This is a genomic window from Alkalicoccus luteus, from assembly GCF_012034335.1.
Classification (GTDB): domain Bacteria; phylum Bacillota; class Bacilli; order Bacillales; family Salisediminibacteriaceae; genus Alkalicoccus; species Alkalicoccus luteus_A.
In genome coordinates this window covers 25,491-49,226 of sequence record NZ_JAATHJ010000025.1, presented here as the reverse complement: position 1 = coordinate 49,226, position 23,736 = coordinate 25,491, and the positions used below count along the sequence as shown (strand labels likewise).

Here is a 23,736-nt window from a genome sequence, read left to right as displayed (position 1 = left end):
AGAACGAGGCGAAGATCCAGCGCTTCCGACAGCAGGAGGAAGCGGTTAGCTGAGCCCGTTCCCTCCGGAAAGCGAGTGTCCGCAGATACAGGCAGATGCAACGTTATTCACTTAAAATGACTTTATCAACACTCTGAAAGCCTCTGCCTAATTTCAGGCAGAGGCTTGCTTCTTCATGTTCTCTTGAAAGGTGCGGAGCAGTCGGCCGTTTAGTTTGCCGTCTAACTCTTTGCAAACGGTCCGGACGGCGTCTGCTTCTGTCATCGGAGCGCGGTAGGCACGCCCGTTTCGCATGGACAGATAGGTTTCAATTAATCCGAGCATCTGAGCACGCTCATCTATTTCCCTTTCTGTCAGTGCATGCGGGTATCCGCTGCCGTCAATTCGTTCATGGTGCTGAAGCAGAACGGCACGCACATTCTGCATCCGCTCTTCTGCCGGCATCATATCTACGGCAAAGTGGACGTGTTCCTGTACGACGAGCTGCTCTTGTTCGGAAAGCGCATCCTTTTTTTCATACAGGTAATCCGGCAGCGCAAGCCGGCTCGCATAGTGGGCATGCGCGATGAAATCTGCTTCCCACCACTCCAGCGTCGTTTCTTTCGTCTGCATATCATGCAGCATCAGCGCCATTTGTCTGATTTCCGACCTCGGCACCTGTGTCCGCTGCTCAACAGTCGGAATCAAATTCTCAAACAATGCCAGTACGAACGTGTTTTTCTCGGAAATAACCGACTCCCGAAAGCGATCATGCAGGCAGTCCATCTTATGTACGATAATGCGTCCAAGCACGGTGCTGATCAGAAACAAAACCAAGTAGGCGGCGTGACCGCCTAAAACAGCCGGTGCTTCATAAAAAGCATAGAGGCCGTAAAAGACCCCATACACAGAAGTCCAGATCCAGAACGGCCGGGCAGTTAATCCAAGTGCCGCGATAAGCGGAAATAACGGCAGGTAAACCCATACTGCATGGTCCGGAAACGGCTCCAGATGCATAATCAGTTTAAAGTAGCTGAGCAAAACAGCAGGATAAAAATAAACAGACCAGGCTGTACGTGCTGCAGAGCGGTATAGCAGGGCTGCTCCCCAGGAAAGACCGGTGACGAGCAAAAGCTCCCGTCCGGAAACGTCACGAGTCTCCGTATACAGCCTTTCTGCTGCAATGAGCCCTGACGCGATCGTGACAATCAAGGCTCCCCAGAAGATAATTTTCAAGCGCAGCTCTTCATTTGCTTTTCGAATCATCCGGCATTCTCTTTCAGCCGGTTAAAATCGATCAGGTTGTGCTTCAATACGTGAAGAACGGCCTGAGAGCGATTCGGCTGGCCGGTTTTTTTCAGCACCTGCCTGACGTGGCTTTTCACTGTCGTTTCAGAGACAAACAGCTTTTCTGCTATTTCCTGATTGGAATAATTTTCTACAATACAGGCAAATACTTCTTTCTCTCTCGGTGTAAAGGAGAGCGTTTCTGTTTCCTGCAGCTTCTCTACCTGCGGCTGAAAGCAGGTAAAGCCGTTGAGCACCATTTCCACTGTCGATAAAATCCGATCCGGCGGCGTATCCTTCATAATGTAGCCGTCAATCTGATTCTGCATGGCACGGGACACATCGCCCTGTTCATCATAAGCGGTCAGCACGATCAGCTTCACGTCGGGGAGTGCTGCCTTTAGTTTTAAGGCACTGTCAATGACAGAAGGACCCGGCATTTTTAAATCAGATAAAATTACATCCGGCTTAACAGTCAGCGCCTTTTCTAAAAGCTCGGCGCCGTCAGCCGCTTCTCCGACTGTTGTAAATCCCTCTCTGGACTCCACAATCATCTTCATTCCGTCCCGTACAACCTGATGGTCATCCGCTAAAAGCAGTCTGCACATGCCAGGTCCCTCCTCTTCTTGGTATGGTTACAAAAGCTGCGGTACCGTCGTGATGTTCCAGCTTCAGCGTTCCACCGAGCTTCTCGAGTCTCTGCCGAATTCCGGTTAGTCCGTAGCCGGCTCCGTCTCGGTTGCGTATCCCTCGTCCATCATCCCGCACGACAAGCTCCCACTGCACCGGGTTTACTGTCACCGTAACGTGCAGCGTGTCAGCTCCGCTGTGCTTTGCCGCGTTGGCCATGAGTTCTTCTCCTATGTAAAAAACAGCTTCCTTGATTTCCGGACGTTCCCGCACCGCTGTTCCCTCTGCCGAAAAAACGGGCATCAGCTGCTGATCTGCGCAGATCGTTTCAAGCGTCTGCTTCAGCAGCAGCGCGGGGTCGAGCCGTTCCTTATCACCGCGAAGATCAGCGATGAGATCCCGCGCCTCTTTTTGCAGCTCATGCAGTCGTTTTTCCATCGTTTCAGTATCCGGCTGCTCCTGCTGCTTCAGTTGAAACAGGAGCGCCGATAAGAAGAACAGCTTTTGTGAAATCGTGTGGTGTACCGCCTGGGATGCTCGAATCAAGGCTGCATCCTCTGCCTTTTTTACGGCTCGTTCCCGATCCTCTACAGCCTGCATTCTCAGGAAAAAAACATCGGCCATTTGCTGCAGCTGATACTGCTTCCAACGAACGACCGGATACCAGCACGTTGAACGCGTCAACACTTCCCACCTGCTCCCGTCTGATTCGTAGAGCGGGATGAGCTGAAATCGTGCATCGTCCCCAGTCCGGTCTTTCACCTGCACAACCGCAGGCTTGCCGGATGGATGGTCGTCCAGCGCGGTTCGATAAAAAAAGGCGTCAGGATGAAGCGGAGCGTTTTGATGCAGGGGAGCAGTAAGAATCGGCTCCCCGGCCGGGAATGTAGCATCGACGTAAGCTTGAAACACAGCCATCAGCCCTTTTTTTGAATGAGCAAGCTGCAGCTGCTGCACGACCTGCTTCTGAACGGTTGACAGCATGAGGACCTCCTGTTGTTCGTCTTTCTAAATTTTAGCAGGAACAAGGGACCTGTTCAATAGGATTGTCCCAAACTCCTTTAAGCACTTCGACTCAAAATATGAAACATTCTATGATGCTAATTTTCATTTCATAAAAAAAGAGCCGTTATGCACGGCTCTTCGTCGGGAATAAGTGTGGCAGCTTGCAGCTCATTCGTGCCTTCACTGCCCGGGGGTAAGCCGCAGCAGACGATCGTCGTTCTCCTGAGGGTCACCGCGCCCATCGGTATTGTTTGTGAGAAGATAGAGTGCACCCTCATGATACATCACGTCACGCAACCTTCCTTCACCTTCAAACACGATGTCGACGGATTCATTTTCCTCATCGAGAACATAGAGACTCTGACCGCGCAGACCCGTCATGACAAGCTCTTCCTCCTGCCACATAGCAGTTCCGGACGGAGCCCACGTGTCATCTCCGGAATGGACGAGCGGCTCTTCCATTCCCTCCTCTGATTCATCGCCTTCAATGACCGGCCAGCCGTAATTGTTTCCAGCTTCGATGATATTGATTTCATCCAGCGCCTGCGCCCCGTGCTCCGAGCTGTACATCGTGTCGTCTTCCGCCCAGGCCATACCTTGCGGATTCCGGTGTCCGTAGCTGTATACGTAGGAGTCGTCCATCGGATTATCGTCCGGGACGTCCCCTTCTGTCGTCATACGCAGAATGCTTCCTGCAAGCACATCCGGATCCTGTGACCATTCTGTCACTTCCGCATCTCCTGTCGTTGCGTAAAGCATGTCGTCTGGTCCGATCGCCAGCCTGCCTCCGTTATGTGTCCTGGCTCCTTCAATTTCATCCAGCAGGACCTCTGTCTCCTCCCAGTTATCCTCGGTCCGCTCTATTTGCGCGATTTTATTCAACAGCTCGCCGCCGCTCTCATACGTATAGTAAATAAAGGCGCTGTCGTCATCAGATTCAGACGGAACAAATCCAAGCAGCCCTCCTTCCCCTTCCTGTACAGTTGCATCCGATGTATCAAGCTCGACTTCCGTTACGCTGCTATCTGAAATTTCCAGAAGCATTCCTTCCCGGCTTGTAAGCATAAAGGTTTCTTCATCATAAACAGCGATCGACCAGGGGCTGTCCAGGTTGTCTGCGACGATTTCAACGTCCCAGTCCTCTGTACCTGTACCGAGCAGGGATATCTGATCAGCGCCATCACCGGCGGTCTCTGCTTCATCATTTGCTTCGTTATCTTCATTGGCTTCATTCTCATCGTTTTCATCGTTTTCGATTTCGCTGTTCTCCGGCTCGGTGTTTTCTGCTGCATTTCCGTTCTCATCCTCAATTTCTGTATCGTCATTGATCGTCACATTGTTTTCTTCCCCGCCCTGACAGGCAGCAAGAAGCACAACGGCCGACATGACCCACGCTTTCTTCATGCAAACACTCCTTTATCTGTATCTGTGTTTCTTTACCCGATTTCGCCCCTGGTCAAAAGAAAAGCGGAGGAAGCAAAGTGAACGGACTCCGGGAGAATTAAAACGAGGCAAAATCCGGCGCACAGAAGGAGGGAAGGCAAGGCCGCTCCTCCGGAAATCGAGGATCCGCAGATGCAAGGTTATTCAGACATAAAACGGTATCGACAATCTGAAAAACCGCCCGGTTCCCCGGGCGGTTTCAGCTGATTTACTTTTATCGTTTCGATGAACCGCCTTTGCTGCCTTTCGATCCGCCCTGCTGCAGAGAGAACAGGTTGGAATCGATCGAATACATCAGACGTCCGCGCTCCCGCTCGCGTTTCAGTGCGAGCTGGATCAGCTGATCGGTCAGCTGGCGGTACGATTTTCCTGCCGGCTCCCACAAGTAAAAGGAGAGTGATCCAGGAATCGTATTGATTTCATTGATGTATACTTTTTCCTGGTCGTTATCGATGATAAAGTCGATCCGGGAAACACCGCTCGCTCCGAGTGTACGGAACGATTCCTCTGCAAGGCGCTTCACTTCAGCAGTCATCTTATCCCCGATTTCTGCCGGAATAATCCGGTTCGTGGATTCCATCCCTTTGCTCGCGCCGCCATTTTTCGAGCTGCTGCCGGCGTACTTGTCTTCGTATGAAAGAAATTCATCCGTTCCAAGCACCTGCTCACAGACCGAGGATTCAACGTGCTCTGTGTCACCGACGACAGAGCAGTTTACTTCCGTCATGTTCTGCACCATCGGTTCGACGACAATTTTCTGGGCAAACCGCTGGGCCAGATCGATTGCCTCCTCGAGCTCCTCCCGGTCGGCTGCTTTGCTGATGCCGACGCTTGACCCGAGGTTAGCCGGCTTAACGATCACCGGATACGGAATGCTTGATTCAATCCGTTCCAGCCAGACGGACGTTTCCTCGTTCCACTGGGTCGAATAAAACGTGACAAAATCAAGTACGGGCAGTCCTGCGTCCCGGTAAATACGCTTCATCTGAACTTTGTCCATACCAGATCCGGAGCTCATTACATCACAGCCGACATACGGCAGATTGAGAAGCTCGAGATAGCCTTGCAGCACACCGTCTTCGCCGAACGTACCGTGGATGACAGGGAAGGCAACGTCAATTTCTGCGATTTCTGCTTTTCCAAACCGTGGGCGCGGCTCTTTGTTGATAATGACACGGCCGTCTGTCGTCCGCTGCATCGACATTTTCTGTGCTTCCTGAAACAGCTTCTTCAAGTCTTTATAATTCTCAATATCAAGCAGGTTATCTCCTGTATACCAGACGCGGTCCTTTGCAATGTAAACCGGGGTGATCTCGTATTTCGATTCATCCATATTTTGAATAGCCTGCAGGGCTGATATAACCGATACCTCATGTTCAACGGATACCCCGCCGAATATTACCGCTACGCGTGTTTTCATCCTTCCATCCCCCATCTTCGTCTATTCGTTGAACGTATCCGGCAGATCGTTTTCCAACAGAACGATTGTATCTGCCTGTGCTTTTTCGTGCATATGCTGAATCGCATCATTCAAATCAGCTGCGACATAAAACTGAGATTCCGGATAGTTAGCTTCGGCAAGTCCGTCCTGAAGCGGTTTCGTCTGCTTTTTCCCGACGAGAATAACATAGTCGCAGTTCTCAGCGGCGTGGAGAGCCAGCGTTTTATTCAACTCGTACTCCTGATCGCCAAGCTCGATCATTCCCGGTGTTACAAGCATGCGGAAGCCGTCCATTTTACCAAGAACTTCAACGGCCATCTTCGAGCCGACCGGATTGGAGTTAAAGCTGTCGTCAATGATCGTAATATTTCCATTCGCCGGCTTCAGCTCCAGTCGGTGTTTCACCGGCGGAAGGTTTTTCACCGGTACTGCCATCTGCTGCAGCGTCATGCCCATTTCCAGCCCGATCGCGATAGCTGCGAGCACATTGTAAATGTTGTGCTTTCCGAGCAGCCTCGTGCGGAAATGTTCAGTTGTGCCGTCTTTCAGGGTGACAGTAAACGTCATCCCTTTTGAGCTGTATCCGATATCTCCGGCATGAATATCCACATCCGTCCGCTCAACGCCGTAATAAACGCGTCTCGCCGGATTTTTAGCCTCGTAGGACATGATGTTTTCGTCGTCCTTATTCAGGACTGCCACACCGCCCTCCGGCAGTGTTTCCACGATTTCATGCTTTGTCTTTTTTATATTGTCGAGTGTTTTAAACGTATCCAGGTGCTGTGGTCCGATTGCTGTGAGAATGCCGTACTGCTGATTGACGATTTCACAGACGTCCTGGATGTCCCCGGTCTGCTTCGCTCCCATTTCAGCAATGAAAATCTCGTGATACGGCTTCAGTTGTTCATTAATCGTCCGCGTTACCCCAAGACGGGTATTGTAGCTCTCCGGTGTCATCAGCACGTTATACTTCGACGACAGAATCGCTTCCACGAAATGTTTTACGCTCGTTTTTCCGTAGCTGCCTGTAATGCCGACTACTTTTAGATCCGGTGAGGACTGAATCAGCCGCTTGGCATCATCAACGAAGCGCTGGTTGATGCTTCGTTCGATCGGTTCGTTGATCAGATTCGTCAGCTTGACGAGGCTGAACGGGAAGACGGCTGTTACAAGTAGAATCGCGACAGCAAATCCGATGTTCACAAAAGCACCAAGGCCGGTAGCAACAGCTGCAATCAGCCCGTACATCAGATACGTAACGCCGAACAGCCGCTGAACGCGCTGCGTGTAAACGAGCTTTTTCTTTTCCGGTTTCCGTGCTGCGTAAAAAGCGGCAAATACAAGGACGAAGACGGCCGAAGTAACTGCGAGAATAAAGATGTCTGAATTTGAAAAAAGCAGGACAATGAGCGGAACGAGATAGAGCATCTCGGCCGGAGAGTACACTTTACTGCTGTTTTCCGACATCCATTTGGCATAGCGTTCGTTGCGATATGAATTCAGCTGCAGCATGTGCACGCTGCGCTTTACTTTTAACGTGACAGGCAAGATCCATGCTGTCAGTGCGACTAAAAAGAAAATAATAGTTGAAATCATGAGCTCCTCCTTTTATCGTTCTCTAAAAATGAATGAAGCACCGCGTTAAACTGCTGCGGCTGATCCAGGTAGGCAAAGTGCCCGGCGTTTTTCAACACAACGAGTCCGGCATCCGGAATAAGCTTTTCCATCTGCTGACCGTGACTGACAGGAGTTGCCGTGTCCTGTTCGCCAAAAATAAGCAGCGTGGATGCCTGGATCGACGGCATCAGATGCTGAAAATCATCGTTCACGACTTTTACAAGCGTCTGCTGCATCGTGCCGCTGACGTTCTTATAGTCCGCCGAGCCGACACGACCTTTCATTTTGTTCAAAATATCCTCCCGGTAGCGGCTTAGTCCCGGCAGCTTCAGCAGCTGCTTTGCTGTCTTGTACGAGTATACCTTCGCGTAGTAGGACGGCTTTCGTTTCGGTTTAATTCCCGCGGCATCAATCAAGATCAGCTTGTGCACATCCCCGTATTCGGCAGCATAATGAATCGCCGTTCTCCCGCCGTGGGAGTGTCCGGCGATAATCGGCTGTTCTATTCCGGTTTTTTCAACAAATTCGCGCAGCGCACGACTGTAGTCAGTCGTGTCCCACGGTTTATCCGGCTCATCACTCTCTCCGAATCCGGGCAGATCGAGCGTATAGACGTGAAAGTGAGGCTCCAGCGCCTTATGTACCGGCATCATTGTCTTCACTTCTGCTCCCCATCCGTGAAGCAGAATAACAGGACGGCCTTCGCCGGATTCATGATAGTGCAGACGTCCGTGTGCTAAATCTATGTACATGGTGCATAACTTCCTCTCTGCAGATCCGTACTGAAACGATTCGATTTGAGTGCTGCTTTTCTGTGCGTTTTCCAATTGTCTATTCTACCATAGTTGGACGCCGTAAAGAAGCTGTCTGTTACGCTCAGCACGAAGGATTTTTCTTTTTTTCTCATACCGCTTCTGCCTGTTCCGATACCCGGTGACGAGGAAAACAAAAACATAAAAAAGCGGCGGATGATCTCCACCGCAGGTCACGTCGCCTGATCCGATCCATCAATCGGCTTCAGCAGCCGGTATAATACATCTTCGAGCGGAGCCGGGTCCGTCACAGAGCGAATCGATGCCTCCAGTACTTCCGACTTATCGGCATCGGCCCAGTTAAGCCTAAAGCCCGCATGGCCGGCTAGCGCCCGGATAAATTCACGGATGCTGCGGCCGTTTCCGTCGCGGAATGGATGCAGCACGTTCATTTCTGCAAAATAAAACGCAAGCGACTTCGCCAGCGTGCGCCGGTCCATCGACTGCCATTTCTCCCGCTGGAGCGCAGAAAAAAGAGCAGCTGCACTCTGCTCGATATGGGCTGCCTGCGCGAACGTAAAGCCGTCTTTCGATATATTTTCCTGCCGCACCTTGCCGGCAAACGGATACAGATCCTGAAAAATCCACGCATGAATCCGGCATAAATGGGCAAAATCCCAGCCGCCCTTAAGCGGCTGAAGCGAGAGCTCAGCAAGCCGCTTTGATGTCAGCATGGCATCAAGCCGCTGAAGCTGCTCTTCCCGTCGTATATGAAAATAATTGCGCAACGTTTCCGTTCCCGGATAACAGTATCTTGACGGACCCGACCGGTATTTACTCATGACGGGAAAGTTCCAGGGCACGCTCCACGAAAGCTTCTTCACTCATTCTTCCGGATAACTGGTCGATAACGAGAGCTTCCTGTTTTTCCGAAAGCGTCATTCCTTCTACTGCCAGGGACGCCCGGGCAGACTGAAATGCAAACTGTATATCTTTCTTGCTTCTTGACACTGATACATCGCCTCCGTTTTAAGCTACTTCTATTATACTATATTTCCTCTTCTTTTTCACCTTTCAAACGGCTCATACCGCCTTCAGATTGGGCTTTCTTTTTACTGCGGGCCGTATTAGAATGGGTATCGTGCAGGAGGGATGCCAATGACTTCCAAAACCGCTTACTTACTCGTAATGGCCGGTGCTGCCCTGTGGGGAACAACCGGTTTATTTGTAAATGAATTAAACGCCGCAGGCTTTACGCCATGGGAGGTCGTCGGAATCCGCCTGTCGTTTTCCGCAGCGCTTCTGCTCGCTTTTCTGTCCGTTTATGACAGAAGCCTTCTTCATGTAAGACTGAAGGATCTTCCATTTTTCATCGGCACCGGTGTGATCAGCATAGCTTTTTTCAACTACTTCTTTTTCTCTGTGATAGAAGGAGCCTCAATTTCACTTGCGGTTGTCCTGCTTTATACGGGCCCGGTGTTTGTCGCGCTGATCTCCCGCTTCACGTTTAATGAGCCGTTTACGGTCCGGAAAGGAGCGGCACTTGTTCTGATGCTGCTCGGCTGTATGTTTACCGTCGGTTTGCTGCCGGCAGGCGCTTTGTCAACGTCCGGAACGATGATCGTATTCGGCGTCCTGTCCGGCTTCTTTTACGCGCTCTACAGCATCTTCGGAAAATACGTCAGCGGGCGCTATCATGCGATGACCATCACGACTTATTCGATGATATTCGGGAGCCTGTTTCTGCTTCCAACGAGCAGGCTTTGGGAGAGAGCGGAGCTGTTCACCGGCGGCGTTGTCCTTTCCGGACTGGGCCTCGCCTTTTTCGCTACCGTCGCCGCATATATTTTCTACACCGCGGGGCTTCGCTGGATCGAATCAGGCAAGGCTGCTATTCTCTCTACCGTTGAACCTGTTGTAGCGATCATCATCGGCCTGCTTGTATATGGAGAAATCATTACGCTGTGGCAGGGAGCCGGGATGGCGCTTGTGATCGGGTCGGTTCTTCTAACTGTGAAGCGTCAGAAGCGGGCGCATCCAATGGCCCAGAAATGGAAAGGCTCTGCCTGAATTCAAAAAGCTGCCCCGCTTCCGGGACAGCTTTTTTGCGGTATTCCGTTGTTCTACACCGACCACGGCTGGGTCAGCTTGAAGCAGACGACGCGCGGCTCTGTCATTTCCTGAATGGCGTGCGCGACTCCTTCACGGCCTAGTCCGGATTGCTTCACGCCACCGAACGGCATTTCGTCGATGCGGTAGTCGCTGCTGTCGTTCACCATAACGCCGCCGACGTGCAGATGGTGAACTGCATAGAAGGCGTGATCAATGCTGGAAGTGAAGATGCCGGCGTGGAGACCGTAATCCACATCGTTGGCAGCGGTGACCGCTTCCTGCAGACTAGCCGTTTTCTCGAGAATAACGACCGGTCCGAATATTTCTTCGTAATAAACCCGGCAGCTGTGCGGAACGTTGGCGAGCACAGTCGGCTCATAAAAGGCGCCGTTTCGCTTTCCGCCCTGCAGGATGACCGCTCCGGCTTCAACTGCCTCATTGACCCACTGTTCAACCCGCTCTGCTTCGGACTCCTGAATGAGCGGCCCCATATCCGTCCATTCAGACAATTTATCCCCGGTTTGAAGCTCTTTCGTCCGCTCGACGAATAAATCAGTAAAGTCCTCATACAGCTCATCCTGAATGAATACCCGCTGCACTCCGATGCAGTTCTGACCTGCTGCAGCAAAGGCTCCGGAAACAGTTGATTTCACGGCATCATGAAGATCAGCATCATTCAGGACGATCACAGGTGAATTGGATCCGAGCTCCATCCCGAGCTTTTTGCGGCCGGCTTTTTCCGCGATCCGGTCCCCCGCAGAGGAGCCTCCGGTAAACGACACCATCTTGACAGCCGGATGCGACACCAGCTCGTCGCCAAGCTCACGTCCGGATCCGGTTACGACTGATAAAAACCCTCTCGGCACCCCTGCTGCGTCAAACGCTTCTGCCAGCAGTAGCGCACTCAGCGGAGTGACAGTTGCAGGCTTGACGACGACCGCATTTCCCGCTGCGAGCGCAGGTCCTACCTTGTGGGCGACGAGATTAAGCGGGTCGTTGAACGGCGTGATTGCGGCTACTACACCGATTGGAAAACGGAAGTAGTAACCCGTTCGGTTTTCGCTTCCTTCCCGCTGATCGAAATTGATCGTTTCTCCCTTAACCCGGCGCGCTTCTTCAGCACTGATCCGGAGCGTTTGAATCGCCCGGCTCGCCTCACCTCGTGCTTCGGTGATCGTTTTGGAGCCTTCCCTCGCAATCGTATAGGCAAATCGTTCGTGATGCTGCTCGACATAATCCGCCGCCTGCTGAATAACGCGGATCCGTTCGTGAACCGGCCATGAGGAAATCGCCTTGAATGCTTCTTCGGCGCCATCGATAATGGAGCGGACTGTTTCCTTTGACGCCTTCGGCACGACCGCGATAACTTCGTTGTTCTGCGGATCCATCACGTCAAACGTCTCTTCCTGACTGACCCAGTCCCCGAGGGCATACATTTTAGCTGAAAGCACTTTCGTCTGCACAAGCAGCACCGCCTTTCTTTCTACTGGTTCACTTTTTGTTTCATCCGTTCTGCGTGAATCAAGTCGATCAACAATGAAAATCCGGTTTCAGCCAGGCCTGCGCCTGCACCGCTTAAAAAGATAGGTCCGGACAGATCACATTCATACAGGATGGCATTCACAGCGCCGGGTACGGCTGCTAAAGGATTTGTGTCCTCCAGCTCAACTGGTTCCACGGACGCTTTCACACCATTGTCCGTCCGCTCAATAGTTGCAACAAGCCGAAGTCTTTTTCCGGCAGCTCTGGCCCGGTCAAGCTCCTCTTTTTTTATCTCCGTAATCCCTTTACAGGACACGTCTCCGGCTTCAAGCGGAACACCCAGCACGACGTTGGAGAGGATGACGGCTTTATACCGCGCGTCATAGCCTTCCACATCGCTTGTCGGATCTGCTTCTGCATAGCCGTTGTTCTGGGCCTGCTGGAGGGCTTCTTCATAAGACAGGCCCTTTTCCATTTCTGTCAGCATATAATTCGTCGTACCGTTCAGGATGCCGCTGATCCGGCTGATCGTATTGCCGCGAAGCGTATCCAGCGGCAGCCTCAGCGCCGGTGTGCCGCTCATGACGGTGCCTTCAAAGCCCCAGAAGGCGCCGTTTTTATCAGCAAGGTCCTGCAGCTCCCGATATGCGACTGCTACCGGGCCTTTATTCGTCGTGACGACGTTTTTTCCTAGTTCAAATGCGGCACGGCAATGATCTGCGGCCGGCTGCCCAGTTTTGACGTCTGTAAACGTCACTTCCACGATCGTATCCGCATTCGTATTGCGAATCGAATCCATGCTGTCCAGTCCGTAGGTGACGCCCTGTCCTTCATACTCATCCAGCTTTTTACCGCTGGAGACGAGATCGAGCAGCTGCTGGCCATCCAGTCCGTCCGGATGATAAACTGCTCCTTTCATCACGTCTGATACTGCCACCACTTTCGTTTCCATTCCTTCTTCGTCCCGCAGCTGTGCTTCCTTGTCGAGCAGGATTCGCAGAAGAGCCTGGCCGACTCCACCAAATCCGATAAATGCTAGTTTTACTGCCATTCAAGCCGCCTCCTTGTCGTGGGTTACACGCTCGTGTAGAGTTCCTTCGGCAGCGCCTGAAACGCCTGTTCCAGATCACCGATCAGGTCCTCGATATCCTCTATACCCGCTGAGTAGCGGATCAGACCTTCCGGAATACCCATGGCAGCGCGCTCTTCCGGAGTACACTCTACGTGGCTTGTTGTTCTGGACGGACCGACGATCGTTTCCACTGCACCGAGGTTTGCAGCCCGGTTCGCAAACTGAAGCTTCGGCAGGAGATGCCGGACTGTATCCACTCCGCCCTTTACGCTGAAGCTGAGCATGCCGCCGAATCCTTTCATCTGCTCTTTTGCAATGTTATGGTGCGGATGCTCCTCAAGTCCTGGATAAAAGACGCTTTCCACCATATCAACGGACTGCAGGTACTCAGCTACCTTCTGTGCGTTTTCGTTCTGCCGCTCCACTCGCAGCTTCAGCGTCTTCATCCCTCGAAGCAGAAGGTAGGCGGCCATCGGATCGAGCGTAGCGCCGTTAATCTCCCGGTAGTGATAAACCTGTTCAACGAGCTCATGCGATCCAACGAGCACGCCGCCGAGTGCATCTGCGTGTCCTCCAAGGAACTTAGTCGCGCTGTGAAGCACAAGATCGACGCCCATCTCGAGCGGGTTCTGATTGATTGGTGTTGCGAACGTATTATCGACGATGACAAGCGCGCCGGCTTTCTTTCCTGCTCTGGCCATACGTGCGATGTCGGTGATCTTAACCGTCGGATTCGTCGGTGTTTCCAGGTACAGCACCTTGCAGCCTTTTTCGACTTCGCGCTCAATCGCTTCATGGTCTCCTGTATCACAGAGCTCCACATCGATGTTCATCTGCGGCAGGAATTCGGTGAAAATTTTATTTGTTCCGCCGTACGTATCTTTAATGGATACGATTCTGTCTCCAGGACGGAGGAACGTGCTCAGCGTATTGCTGATCGCAGCCATCCCTGTTGAGAAGCTTGTTGCATGCTCTGCTCCTTCAAGAATTTTTACCTTCTGTTCAAATGCCTCCACAGTCGGATTCGTGTTTCTTCCGTAAATATGCCCTTTTTTATTGCCTACAGCTACTTCATACCATTCATCCATGTCCTCATAGCCGTATGATACACTGTGCACGACCGGCACCTGCGTCGCTCCGAATGCCAGGTAGTCCTGCTCTCCTGCCCAGATTGCCTTTGTACCCATCTTTGTCTCTTTGTTCATATTAAAAACCTCCCTCACGTAATTTACGAAATTTCACCGCTCTGCTGATTCATTAGAAAAGGGTGCTTGACGATCAGCTCCCGCGGATATTTTGAAAATGTGGTGCTGCCTGTTTCCGTGATGCGCAATGTTTCAGAAATTTCAATGCCGTACTGATCGAACCAAAGTGCCGGAATTAAATGAAAGGTCATGTTCGGTTCCAGAACCGTTTCATCTCCGCGGCGGATGCTGGCTGTATGCTCGCCCCAGTCCGGCGGATAGCCGAGCCCGACAGAATAGCCGAGTCTGGCTTCTTTCTCAATGCCATATTTGCCGATCGTCGTGCGCCACGCTTTCTCCATATCGGAGCACGTCGCTCCCGGCTTCGCCGCATCCAGCACGGCAGCGATGCCCTCCTGCACAATCGGAGTCAGCTGCTGCAGCCGGTCATCCGGCGTCCCGATCGTGACCGTTCTTGCCAGCGGCACGTGATAGCGCTTATAGCAGCCGGCAAGCTCAATGATCGTGGAGTCTCCTTCTTCAAACGGACGGTCGCTCCACGTCAGGTGAGGCACGCCCGTATTTTTTCCGGAAGGAATGAGCGGAACAATCGACGGGTAATCACCTCCGTAATCTTCTGTGCCGCTGATCATACTGTAGTAAATGTGTGCGGCAGCGTCGTTTTCCCTGCTGCCGATTCGAATGTTATCGACTCCGCTGCTCATTGCCTTGTCAGCAATTTGCGCTGCCCGCTCCATATAGGCTATCTCCTGGGTGGATTTGACGATACGGACACGATTGACGACAAGATCTCCATCTGTGAATACAGCGTTCGGCAGCGCCTGCTGTAATTTCATAAACGCTTTTGCGGAAAAGTAATAGCTGTCCATCTCTACTCCGGTTCTTCTGTTGCCGTGTCCAATCTGCGTTAAAATTTCTCCGATGAATGACATCGGGTGATATACATCAGAATGAACGTAGTAGTCCGGGTAAGCGATGATGTTCTCATCATAGATCCAGGTGGTGACTCTTGCGCCATTCGCATCAAGATAGCGGCCGATCCATAGCGGCTGCGGTTCGTCGATAATGATGACAACCATCTGGTGCACGTAAAACGACCATGCGTCATATCCAGTCAGGTAATTCATGTTCGCCGGATCGGTAACGAGCAGCACTTCGATGTCCCGCTCGGCCATTCTCTCCTTCGTTTTCAAAAGGCGCTCCTGATATTCCTGGATATCAAAAGGAAGCATGTCCATCCACCCTCTTTCGATTGAATGTTTTGATTGTTCTTACTATTTATCATAGTCTCTTCTGACTTTTTATGTGATGTACAAATTGTATGAACATTCTTCTACCTGGTTTATACACTTTCAACAATCCCTCGTCCAGCATATGGTTTGACCCTTTTGCACCGTTATATTTCCTCACAAAAAAAGCTTCCGGACTGTTACAAGTCCGGAAGACATTTGTAGGAAACAGCTTACGTTCCTTCTTCGCTGCGCCCGCTTTGAAGACCGAGCGCCGGTCGCTGGAGATCCTTCAGCTGCCAGAGACGGATCGTCAGTTCTAATAGAAACACATCATCTGACTCCAGAAGCGACAGCCCGGTAAGCGATTCGATGTTACGAAGCCTGTAAAGCAGCGACTGACGGTGCAGGTGCAGGGCACGTGCTGTCTGGCTGACGTTGCCGCTGTACTTGTTATAGGTCATGAACGTATGAATCAGGTCCGTCTGCCGTTTTTCATCATAGTCAGCAAGCGGTTTTACAATCTCCTGGACGAGCGACTGGATGTCATGGTTGGCCGACATAGCCAGCAGAACACGGTTAATTCTCGTATCCTTATAAAACGTCCGGCTCGATTCTTCCGCCTTGCGAATGCCGATTTCAAGCGCCGTATACGCTTCACGGTAGCTGTGATGAAATCCGTTTGCTTCCTCCTTCTTAACGGAGATTCCCCAGCGCAGCCCTATTTCGGTCAGCATGTCGGAGAGCCGGCGCTCAATGTAGTCAAGAAACTGATTGGCCGTTTCCGTATATACGTCGTAAGCTGCTTCGAGGAACACGATCACTTCATCTTCGTCGAAGGTAGCCATGGCACGCCTGCCGATAAACCTTGCCGCACTGTTTATCTCCTTTTGAATATAGTAGTTTACGTTTTGCAGCGAGGAAGTCGGCGGATTGTCTTTATGGAACGACGGAAATTCAGATTCATCCTCCCGAAGGTGAATCCTTCCCACGATACAAACATACGGCAGATCCAGATCGTAGCCGAGCAGCTCCGCTTTTGAGCGGACCACGCCAAAGTCATCCGGCTCCTCTTTGGCCAACTGCAGTATGAAACTGTCCTTCACTTTAATTTCGCGGGCTTCGACGGCATCCTCTTTAATAAAGAAGAGAGCACATGCGGTAACGGCGTGCTCTAGCACATTCATCGTAAACCACGTCATGGGCTGGCCGTCCGGAAGGCGGAACCAGACAAATCCTTGCTTCCGATGCTTCGTATGAATCAGCACCCGGCACCAGCGCTCTCCTGCTGTATCGTAGACAAAAATGTGCGGGTGCAGCCTATGCTCGCTGAAGGCGGCGCCTAAGTGCTGTTCGATTTCGTACGCCTTCGGCCGCGTCCACTGCTTTGCTTCTACTGCTGCCAGCACATCCTCTGACACGTCATAATAAGCCCGCATCGTTCCATCAAACTCGGTGATCATTGCCGGCATGCGTGTATGCCGGTGCAGCAGCTCTGCGATTTCCTGCAAGTCGCCTTCCTGCAGCACCTGATTCAGAAAATCGAGCCGGATCTCTTCAGACACCTGCCGCTCTTCCTGCTTGCTTTTGTTAATTTCATTTAAAACGGTGGAGATGACATCGCCAAAACGCACATCCCAGGGCAGATCGAGAATAATAAATCCATGCTCCTCTGCAAGCTGTAGCACCCGGTCCGGAATATCAAAAATGTGCCTGCCAGTAGCAATTCCAAGCATCGAAGCGCCGGAATGAATCACATCAGAGACGAACTTCTCCAGCAAGTCAGCATCTTCACCGATGCCGATCCCCGTCGTCAGAACAAACTCTTTCTCCCGGATAAAATTTTCGACCGGCGTTTCCATAACAGAAACCCACTCTACTTCATTTTTTTTGAGCCGGTCTTCCCCTGACCGAATTTGTGCTGTTGCAAACAGCGGAGCGTGAATGATCTGCTCAGCGAATACTCCCATACCGTTCACCTCACCCGTTTTCTTTCTATTCTGATTACAGTGTCGCACGGGTTGCACACCTTGGCAACCAATCCGTTTCATGGAAATTGACGGTGAGCTTCGACTTTTTCTGAAAATATGAAAAAATAACTGTTTTCATTTTTTCATAATGTGTTATAGTAAAATTCTAAAACTTTTACACTTCAACGTTTTAAAGGGGGAGCACATCTTATGGTATCGCAACAACCAGCCAGAGAACAGTGGGGATCGCGGCTCGGCTTTATGCTCGCAGCGCTCGGTTCGGCTGTCGGACTCGGGAACATCTGGCGCTTTTCATATGTTGCCGGAGAAAGCGGCGGTGCTGCATTCTTACTTATTTATATGTTATGTATAATTGCAATTGGTCTGCCGATTCTGATGGCAGAGTTTACAATCGGGAGACGGGCTCAGCTTGATGTCGTCGGCTCGTTTCAATCACTCGCTCCCGGCAAACCCTGGGTTATCGCCGGATTTATGGGCGTTGCTTCTGCATTTATTATTCTTGCTTTTTACGGGGTTGCAGCAGGGTGGTCGCTCTTTTACTTCTTCCAGTATGTGTTCGGCGGACTGAATGTCGCAGCGGAAGGCGCTTCGGCAGATTTCTTTGTGAATTTCCACACATCGCCGATTCATCCGCTGTTCTGGCAGTTTGCCTTCATGGCGACCGTCACCGGAATTGTGTTTGTCGGTGTTAAAAAAGGGATTGAAGCTTCTAACAAGTTTCTCATGCCGCTCCTGGCCATTCTCGTTCTCATCCTGGCCGGGTACAGCATGACGCTTAGTGGCGCAGGTGAAGCGTTCAGCTTCCTCTTTTCTCCTGACTGGAGCGCACTGACCGATCCTGCCATCTATCTGGCGGCGATGAGTCAGGCCTTCTTCTCATTGAGCCTCGGGATGGGTGCACTGATTACTTACGGCTCTTACCTGTCTAAAAAAGAAAAGCTGCCCGGTGCTGCTGTCGGTGTTGCATCAATGGATTCCCTATTTGCGATTGTCGCAGGTCTGATGATTTTCCCTGCCGTGTTTACATTTGGGATCGCGCCGGATTCCGGACCAGGACTCGTCTTTATCACGCTGCCGGAGATTTTCTCGAGCATGTCACTCGGAACCATTTACGGACTGACCTTTTTCTTCCTGCTTTCTGCAGCTGCTATTTCTTCAGGCGTATCGCTTCTGGAAGTTGCTGTTGCCTACTTTATGCGTCAGTTTGAATGGTCCCGTCAGAAAGCTGCATTGATTATCGGCTCGATTATCTTTCTGCTCGGTATTCCGGCTTCTCTCGGACTCGGCGTATGGTCGGACATCACAGTGATTGGCGGCCGTGACATTTTCGACTCAATGGACTTCCTCGCATCCTACATCTTCCTCCCGCTCGGCGGTATGATTATCGCCTTGTTTGTCGGCTGGGGCTGGAAAAAAGCAGATGCATTTGAAGCCTCTGATTTCGGTGATACGGTACTCGGAAACATCTGGATCTGGCTGCTGCGCGTCTTCGCACCGCTCGGAATCCTGCTAGTTTTCCTTTACTCCACAGGCATCTGGACGTTCTAAATAAGATTATTATATGCAAAAAACGGTGATCCTTCCTCGGATCGCCGTTTTTTTACGTTCGTTGATGCAGAATCAGCTCGCCTTCGTGCGTCGGATGAAAAGAAAAGCGGCTTTTTCCTCTGCTCTTATTTCTGCCGCTTTTCCGGCTTCAAGACTACTTCCAGGAGGTTTTTCTCACCTTCCATTAATGATTATTCGCCTATGACCCTTTACACATTTTTTTGTTCTGCTGCATCCCCTCTCATAGAGGGACTTTGTTGCTTCAAAGCGGTAGTACATTACGCCTTTTTTTGACAAATAAGTTGCTTCAAGTCTGAAAATTTGAAATAATCAAAGGTGTCTCTTTTTACAGTGAATTGTAAAAGAGACATTCGTTACCCTATTCTGTTATATGTCAGATGGTTCTGCACTCACACTGATTTGTAATAGGACTTGTTTTACCAGGGGTGGTCTGACCGCTTCCGTCATGTTTGAAGGAGGTTTTCGTATTATGTGGATGCTTATTTTATTTTGGACGCTTGCACTTGCAGCAGTGATCGGGACAATCCGCTACAAAAAGCCGCTTCTGCTCACCGTTCCGTTTTTTGCGATCATCGGTTTCGTATTCGTGCAGGTTGCCATGGTCCCGATGCCGTTTTGGGACACGCTGAAATTTATCTTCAGCATGCGCTGAATGACGGAGGGATCAGACAATGCACGACGCTTGTCCTGCCTGCCGCAGCCGTGACGTCAAGGTTATTGAGCGCTGGCAGTATATGTTTATGATGTCTGTTCTGCCAGTTGTTGTTACGACTGCAGTCGGCATCGTGTTCACACCGCTGTTTCTACTGTTTATTCCGGCTATCCTGCTTACGAACGATCTCATCGCGAGGCGTAAAACGCCTTTCATGATGTGCCGTTCCTGCCGGCGGACAATGAGTGCAGCGCAGAAAAATATAAGGTGATTTGAAAGCGATTACAGTACTTTAAGGGGGTGAGGCTCCGCGCACCGGCAGGTTAAGACAAACAAAGAAGGAGTGACAGACATGCGAAAAGTTGAAAAAGCGACTGCAGACAAATACTTTCGAATCCGTACGATCATGGTCATTATTTTTCTCGCCATCGGTTTTGCTGTATCCTTCGGGGTTGCGTTCTTCGCCGAGAGCATTTACGAAGGCGGCGCTCTCATTCTCGGAATGCCGGCCCACTATTATATGGGGGCACAGGGAGCAGTTATCACGTTCGTTGTATTGCTCTTTCTAAACGCTATGATCAGTGACCGCGTCGATAAAGCGTTTGGTATTGATGAAAAGCAAAACGAACAAATAAGCGGCGGAGCTTCCGATCATTAATCAGCTTCAGCCGCAGCTTCTATCATCGCGAAGGAGGGAACGTTCTTGGATCAGCAGTCATTAGTGTCACTAACGCTTATCTTACTAACATTTGCCTTATATATTGGAATTTCTGTTTACAACCGCGCGAAGGTTACATCGGACTTTTACGTAGCCAGCCGCGGCATCCCGCCGGTTTGGAACGGGATGGCCATCGGCGGCGACTGGATGAGTGCCGCCTCGTTCATCGGAATGGCTGGTACAGTTATGATTCTCGGCTACGACGGACTTGCTTACATAATGGGCTGGACGGGAGGCTATTTGCTCCTGACTTTCCTGCTCGCTCCGCAGCTCCGTAAATACGGCCGGTTTACTGTACCGGAATTTATTGGCGACAGATTCGACAGCAATGCTGCACGTCTGATCGCTGCGATTGCGACAATCATTATCAGCTTCACCTATATCATCGGTCAGTTGTCAGGCTCCGGCGTTGTTATCGGCCGTCTCCTGAATCTTCCTGCCTCCACAGGGGTTATGATCGGGGTAGTTGTCATTGCGATTTACGCCTCTCTCGGCGGGATGAAGGGTGTCACATGGACGCAGGTGGCTCAGTATTTAATTCTGATTACGGCGTACATCATTCCGATCATCTTTATGTCGCTGCAGGTAACGGGAAATCCGCTGCCGTGGCTGACGTACGGAAACATCGTAAATGAGCTCGGTGCAATCGACCGGGAGCTTGGTATATCGGAATACTTTGCGCCGTTTACCGAGAGCGACAGAAGTCAGTTTCTCGCTCTCCTCTTTACGCTTATGGTCGGTACAGCTGCCCTTCCCCACGTTATCGTTCGCTTTTACACGGTAACGACGATGAAGGCTGCCAGATGGAGCGGTGCCTGGGCACTCCTGTTCATTGCCCTTCTCTATCTCTCAGCACCGGCCTATGCAGCGTTTTCGCGCTTCATTATTATGACGCAGGTAGTCGGTCAGCCGATTGATGAACTTCCCGCCTGGACAGAACCGTGGGTCAACACCGGGCTTCTGGAAATAGCTGACACCGGCGGCGACGGCATTCTCGAATGGGAGGACCTTGTTATTAACCCGGATATTGTCGTGATGGCCACGCCGGAAATCGCAAACCTTGGCGTTTTCGTCGTTGGTCTCATTGCAGCCGGCGCCATGGCAGCTGCTCTGTCGACCGCCGGAGGTCTGCTAATTACAATCTCGTCCTCGTTTGCACACGATATTTACTACCGCCTTCTGAAGCCTGATGCAACAGATGCAAAGCGTCTGAAAGCCGGACGAATTGCGATCGTGCTTGCCACCGTAGCTGCAGGTATTGTAGCTCTTGATCCGCCAGGGGTTATTACGCAGATCATTGCCTGGGCATTCGGTTTAGCAGGCGGAACCTTCTTCCCGGTACTGTTCCTTGGTGTCTGGTGGAAGCGAATGAACGCACAAGGTGCTATTGCCGGTATGCTCGGCGGCCTCGGTGTGACGCTCGGTTATATCTTCCTGTCTATGAACGGTATCATGCTGTTCGGTATTCAGGATACAGGCGCAGGGGTCTTCGGGGTTACCGCAAACCTGCTGCTCGTCATTATCGTATCGCTGCTGACACCGCCTCCTGCTCAGCACCTTCAGGATGAAGCGATGGATCTTCGCTATCCGGAGCAGATGACGTATAAAGATGGTGAGGTCTGGATGAATGACTCAGCCGACAAGTAAGGAATCGATTCGACGGCACCCTCTCTTCAGCGGGCTTAACTCTGCTGAAGCGGAGGAGCTGATCGATCAGTGTGAGCAGGTAGCGTACAGACGCGGTGAGAAAATACTATATGCGAAAACAGCACGGGAAGGTCTGCTCCTTATTCTTGAAGGAGTGACAGAAGTGTTTGTAGATACGGATGGCTCGGCCTCGCAGGAGGTGCTGGAAGTACTGGAAGCCGGTGAAATGCTTGGCTTTTCAAGTCTTGCTGACTTTCTCGGAGAGCCAAACGAGCATGAGGAGTCCTACACCGTCGAGGTTCGCGCGGCGGAAGAAACCTCCTGCCTGCATATCCCGTATTCAGTTCTCGAAGCCAGATGGCATGATGAAACAGTTCGCGACTATGTTATGCGTCAGGTGGCTGTAAGACTGCGTGAGATTTACGCGTCACTTGCCGAACAAGTTCGTCTTTCCAGACAGTGGGGTGAAAGCGAGCCATTCATCCGTCGAGTGCAGGACTTGATGAATGCCCCGCCTGTGACGCTTCCGGAATCCACCCCGGTCAAAGAAGCTGCGGTGAAGATGGAACAGCATGCGGTAAGCTCGCTGATCATCGTCAATGAAAGCGGCGGTATTTCCGGTATTATGACGGAAAAAGATATCGTAAACCGGTTTGTCGCTCCCGGCAAATCCGACGGCACTGTGAAAGATATAATGACGCCGGATCCGGTTGTAATCGGCAGATCCGCCTACTATTATCAGGCACTGTCCACTTTTCTTGTCAATGGCATTAAGCACCTGCCTGTCGTCTCCGGAACGGAACCTGCCGGGATCGTTACGCTGTCCGATCTGCTTCGCAGCAAAAACCGGGGGACGTTTGATATTTTGCAGGAGATTGAAGCTTCCTCACCGGAAAAGCTGCCCGAAGTGAGAACTGCCATTTACGGCGTTCTCGGCAAGCTCCTTGAAGATGGCATTCCAATTAAGCACGTTCTCAGCGTTATCACCAGCCTCTATGACAGGCTCATTCGTCACTGTATCGAGCTTGCACTTGAGGAGATGAAAGCTGACGATGAAGGAGAACCGCCCTGCGCATTTGGTTTCTTTGTAATGGGCAGTGCCGGAAGAGCAGAACAATTCCTGCTCACCGACCAGGATCATTTTCTCGTTTACGAAAACGTTCCGGCTGATCAGCAGAAAGAAGCAGACCGTTATTTTGAAAGGCTCGGTGCCGTTATTACCTCTTTTCTTGAAACAGCCGGCTACAAGCGATGTGACGGCGATATGATGGCAGAATTCAAGCAGTGGCGCGGGTCTATCAATCGCTGGGAAGAGCGGATACGCACGTGGGGCCTGAGAGCTACTAACGACAACATTCTGCTCGGACACAACTTTCTGGCCTTCCGTTTTCTTTACGGAGACGAGGTATTGCGCGATTCGTTTACGTCCATGGTCAAGCAGCAGATGACCAAGTCGCGCATCTTTCTGTACCGGGCCGCGGAAAACGAGAAACAGGCGCTTGTGCCAACCCTTGATCACCCAATCCGGGCTTTGTTCCGTATGAAGCGCGATAAGCTCGATATGAAAAAAGAAGCTCTATTTCCGCTGTATCATTCCCTGCAGCTGTTAAGCGCTCAGCATGAAATCGTAGAGGCAACTCCTGCCGAAGCGATACGCGCTCTCCGCAGGCGCAAGGTATTCAGCGAACAGTTTACGGATGAAATTATGTTCGCGTATGAAGTTCTGCTTGCGGTCCGGGTTTCTCAGTCGTGGAGCCGCTACCAGCGCGGCGAAGAGTCATCAAGCGAAGTCCAGTTCGTGCACATGAAAACGAGGGAGAAAGAGGAGCTGATTATTGCTCTCAAAGCAGTCCGCTCCCTTCAAAATCAGATGCTTGCTTCATTCGGAATAATGTAAGTGTGAAT

21 protein-coding genes are annotated in these 23,736 nt (G+C 51.3%); 7 read left to right on the top strand and 14 right to left on the bottom strand.

All coding sequences use genetic code 11. From position 1 onward, the window contains the following. Positions 1–153: 153 nt before the first annotated feature. The 9 genes from HCN83_RS13720 to HCN83_RS13680 all read right to left on the bottom strand — a co-directional run bounded on the left by HCN83_RS13720 (position 154) and on the right by HCN83_RS13680 (position 9,165). A complete protein-coding gene (locus HCN83_RS13720; RefSeq protein WP_168008267.1) occupies positions 154–1,245 on the bottom strand; it encodes an HD-GYP domain-containing protein in 1,092 nt (363 codons plus the stop codon). After that, positions 1,242–1,874 carry a response regulator transcription factor gene (locus tag HCN83_RS13715; protein WP_168008265.1) on the bottom strand — a complete coding sequence of 211 codons (633 nt, stop codon included), beginning with the start codon at positions 1,872–1,874 and terminating at the stop codon, positions 1,242–1,244. Before HCN83_RS13715 ends, HCN83_RS13720 begins: the two co-directional genes overlap by 4 nt. Then, entirely contained in the window at positions 1,849–2,880 is a 1,032-nt protein-coding gene (locus HCN83_RS13710; protein WP_168008263.1) for a sensor histidine kinase, read from the bottom strand. Before HCN83_RS13710 ends, HCN83_RS13715 begins: the two co-directional genes overlap by 26 nt. 201 nt (positions 2,881–3,081) lie before the next feature. After that, positions 3,082–4,305: a PQQ-dependent sugar dehydrogenase gene (locus HCN83_RS13705; protein WP_168008261.1), complete on the bottom strand. Its 1,224-nt coding sequence runs from the start codon at positions 4,303–4,305 to the stop codon at positions 3,082–3,084. A 253-nt stretch (positions 4,306–4,558) separates the two neighbouring features. Continuing rightward, positions 4,559–5,764, bottom strand: a complete 1,206-nt coding sequence (locus tag HCN83_RS13700; protein ID WP_168008259.1) for a D-alanine--D-alanine ligase family protein — start codon at positions 5,762–5,764, stop codon at positions 4,559–4,561. A 21-nt stretch (positions 5,765–5,785) separates the two neighbouring features. Then, complete coding sequence (locus HCN83_RS13695; protein WP_168008257.1) at positions 5,786–7,381, bottom strand: UDP-N-acetylmuramoyl-tripeptide--D-alanyl-D-alanine ligase; 1,596 nt, start codon at positions 7,379–7,381, stop codon at positions 5,786–5,788. Continuing rightward, complete coding sequence (locus tag HCN83_RS13690) at positions 7,378–8,154, bottom strand: alpha/beta fold hydrolase (protein ID WP_168008255.1); 777 nt, start codon at positions 8,152–8,154, stop codon at positions 7,378–7,380. Before HCN83_RS13690 ends, HCN83_RS13695 begins: the two co-directional genes overlap by 4 nt. A gap of 233 nt (positions 8,155–8,387) precedes the next feature. Continuing rightward, the gene (locus HCN83_RS13685) at positions 8,388–8,996 is read right to left on the bottom strand and encodes a Fic/DOC family protein (protein WP_168008253.1); all 609 of its coding nucleotides are present in this window, start codon (positions 8,994–8,996) and stop codon (positions 8,388–8,390) included. Continuing rightward, complete coding sequence (locus tag HCN83_RS13680; protein WP_168008251.1) at positions 8,989–9,165, bottom strand: antitoxin VbhA family protein; 177 nt, start codon at positions 9,163–9,165, stop codon at positions 8,989–8,991. The genes HCN83_RS13685 and HCN83_RS13680 overlap by 8 nt, the downstream gene beginning before the upstream one ends. 147 nt (positions 9,166–9,312) lie before the next feature. Here HCN83_RS13680 and HCN83_RS13675 point away from each other — a divergent pair, with 147 nt between their 5' ends. Further along, the gene (locus HCN83_RS13675) at positions 9,313–10,224 is read left to right on the top strand and encodes a DMT family transporter (RefSeq protein ID WP_168008249.1); all 912 of its coding nucleotides are present in this window, start codon (positions 9,313–9,315) and stop codon (positions 10,222–10,224) included. Positions 10,225–10,277: 53 nt separating this feature from the next. Here HCN83_RS13675 and HCN83_RS13670 read toward each other — a convergent pair whose 3' ends face one another. The 5 genes from HCN83_RS13670 to HCN83_RS13650 all read right to left on the bottom strand — a co-directional run bounded on the left by HCN83_RS13670 (position 10,278) and on the right by HCN83_RS13650 (position 17,224). Then, positions 10,278–11,729, bottom strand: a complete 1,452-nt coding sequence (locus HCN83_RS13670; RefSeq protein ID WP_343033736.1) for an aldehyde dehydrogenase family protein — start codon at positions 11,727–11,729, stop codon at positions 10,278–10,280. 20 nt (positions 11,730–11,749) lie between these two features. Next, positions 11,750–12,799 (bottom strand): homoserine dehydrogenase, encoded by a 1,050-nt coding sequence (locus HCN83_RS13665; RefSeq protein ID WP_168008248.1) that lies wholly within the window; start codon positions 12,797–12,799, stop codon positions 11,750–11,752. 23 nt (positions 12,800–12,822) lie between these two features. Then, positions 12,823–14,025 carry a cystathionine gamma-synthase family protein gene (locus tag HCN83_RS13660; RefSeq protein WP_168008246.1) on the bottom strand — a complete coding sequence of 401 codons (1,203 nt, stop codon included), beginning with the start codon at positions 14,023–14,025 and terminating at the stop codon, positions 12,823–12,825. 23 nt (positions 14,026–14,048) lie between these two features. Next, positions 14,049–15,257 carry a M24 family metallopeptidase gene (locus HCN83_RS13655; RefSeq protein ID WP_168008244.1) on the bottom strand — a complete coding sequence of 403 codons (1,209 nt, stop codon included), beginning with the start codon at positions 15,255–15,257 and terminating at the stop codon, positions 14,049–14,051. Between the two features lie 230 nt (positions 15,258–15,487). Next, positions 15,488–17,224 (bottom strand): PucR family transcriptional regulator, encoded by a 1,737-nt coding sequence (locus tag HCN83_RS13650; protein ID WP_168008242.1) that lies wholly within the window; start codon positions 17,222–17,224, stop codon positions 15,488–15,490. 210 nt (positions 17,225–17,434) lie between these two features. Between HCN83_RS13650 and HCN83_RS13645 the strand changes: the two genes are divergently transcribed. The 6 genes from HCN83_RS13645 (at position 17,435) to HCN83_RS13620 (ending at position 23,728) form a co-directional block, all read left to right on the top strand. Then, positions 17,435–18,793 carry a sodium-dependent transporter gene (locus HCN83_RS13645; RefSeq protein ID WP_168008240.1) on the top strand — a complete coding sequence of 453 codons (1,359 nt, stop codon included), beginning with the start codon at positions 17,435–17,437 and terminating at the stop codon, positions 18,791–18,793. A gap of 490 nt (positions 18,794–19,283) precedes the next feature. Further along, positions 19,284–19,466 carry a hypothetical protein gene (locus tag HCN83_RS13640; RefSeq protein ID WP_168008238.1) on the top strand — a complete coding sequence of 61 codons (183 nt, stop codon included), beginning with the start codon at positions 19,284–19,286 and terminating at the stop codon, positions 19,464–19,466. 19 nt (positions 19,467–19,485) lie between these two features. Next, positions 19,486–19,737 (top strand): hypothetical protein, encoded by a 252-nt coding sequence (locus tag HCN83_RS13635; RefSeq protein ID WP_168008236.1) that lies wholly within the window; start codon positions 19,486–19,488, stop codon positions 19,735–19,737. Between the two features lie 81 nt (positions 19,738–19,818). Next, the gene (locus HCN83_RS13630) at positions 19,819–20,124 is read left to right on the top strand and encodes a DUF4212 domain-containing protein (RefSeq protein WP_168008234.1); all 306 of its coding nucleotides are present in this window, start codon (positions 19,819–19,821) and stop codon (positions 20,122–20,124) included. A gap of 45 nt (positions 20,125–20,169) precedes the next feature. Next, the gene (locus HCN83_RS13625; RefSeq protein ID WP_168008232.1) at positions 20,170–21,831 is read left to right on the top strand and encodes a sodium:solute symporter family protein; all 1,662 of its coding nucleotides are present in this window, start codon (positions 20,170–20,172) and stop codon (positions 21,829–21,831) included. After that, positions 21,812–23,728 carry a DUF294 nucleotidyltransferase-like domain-containing protein gene (locus HCN83_RS13620; RefSeq protein ID WP_168008230.1) on the top strand — a complete coding sequence of 639 codons (1,917 nt, stop codon included), beginning with the start codon at positions 21,812–21,814 and terminating at the stop codon, positions 23,726–23,728. Before HCN83_RS13625 ends, HCN83_RS13620 begins: the two co-directional genes overlap by 20 nt. The last annotated feature ends 8 nt before the right edge of the window (positions 23,729–23,736 follow it).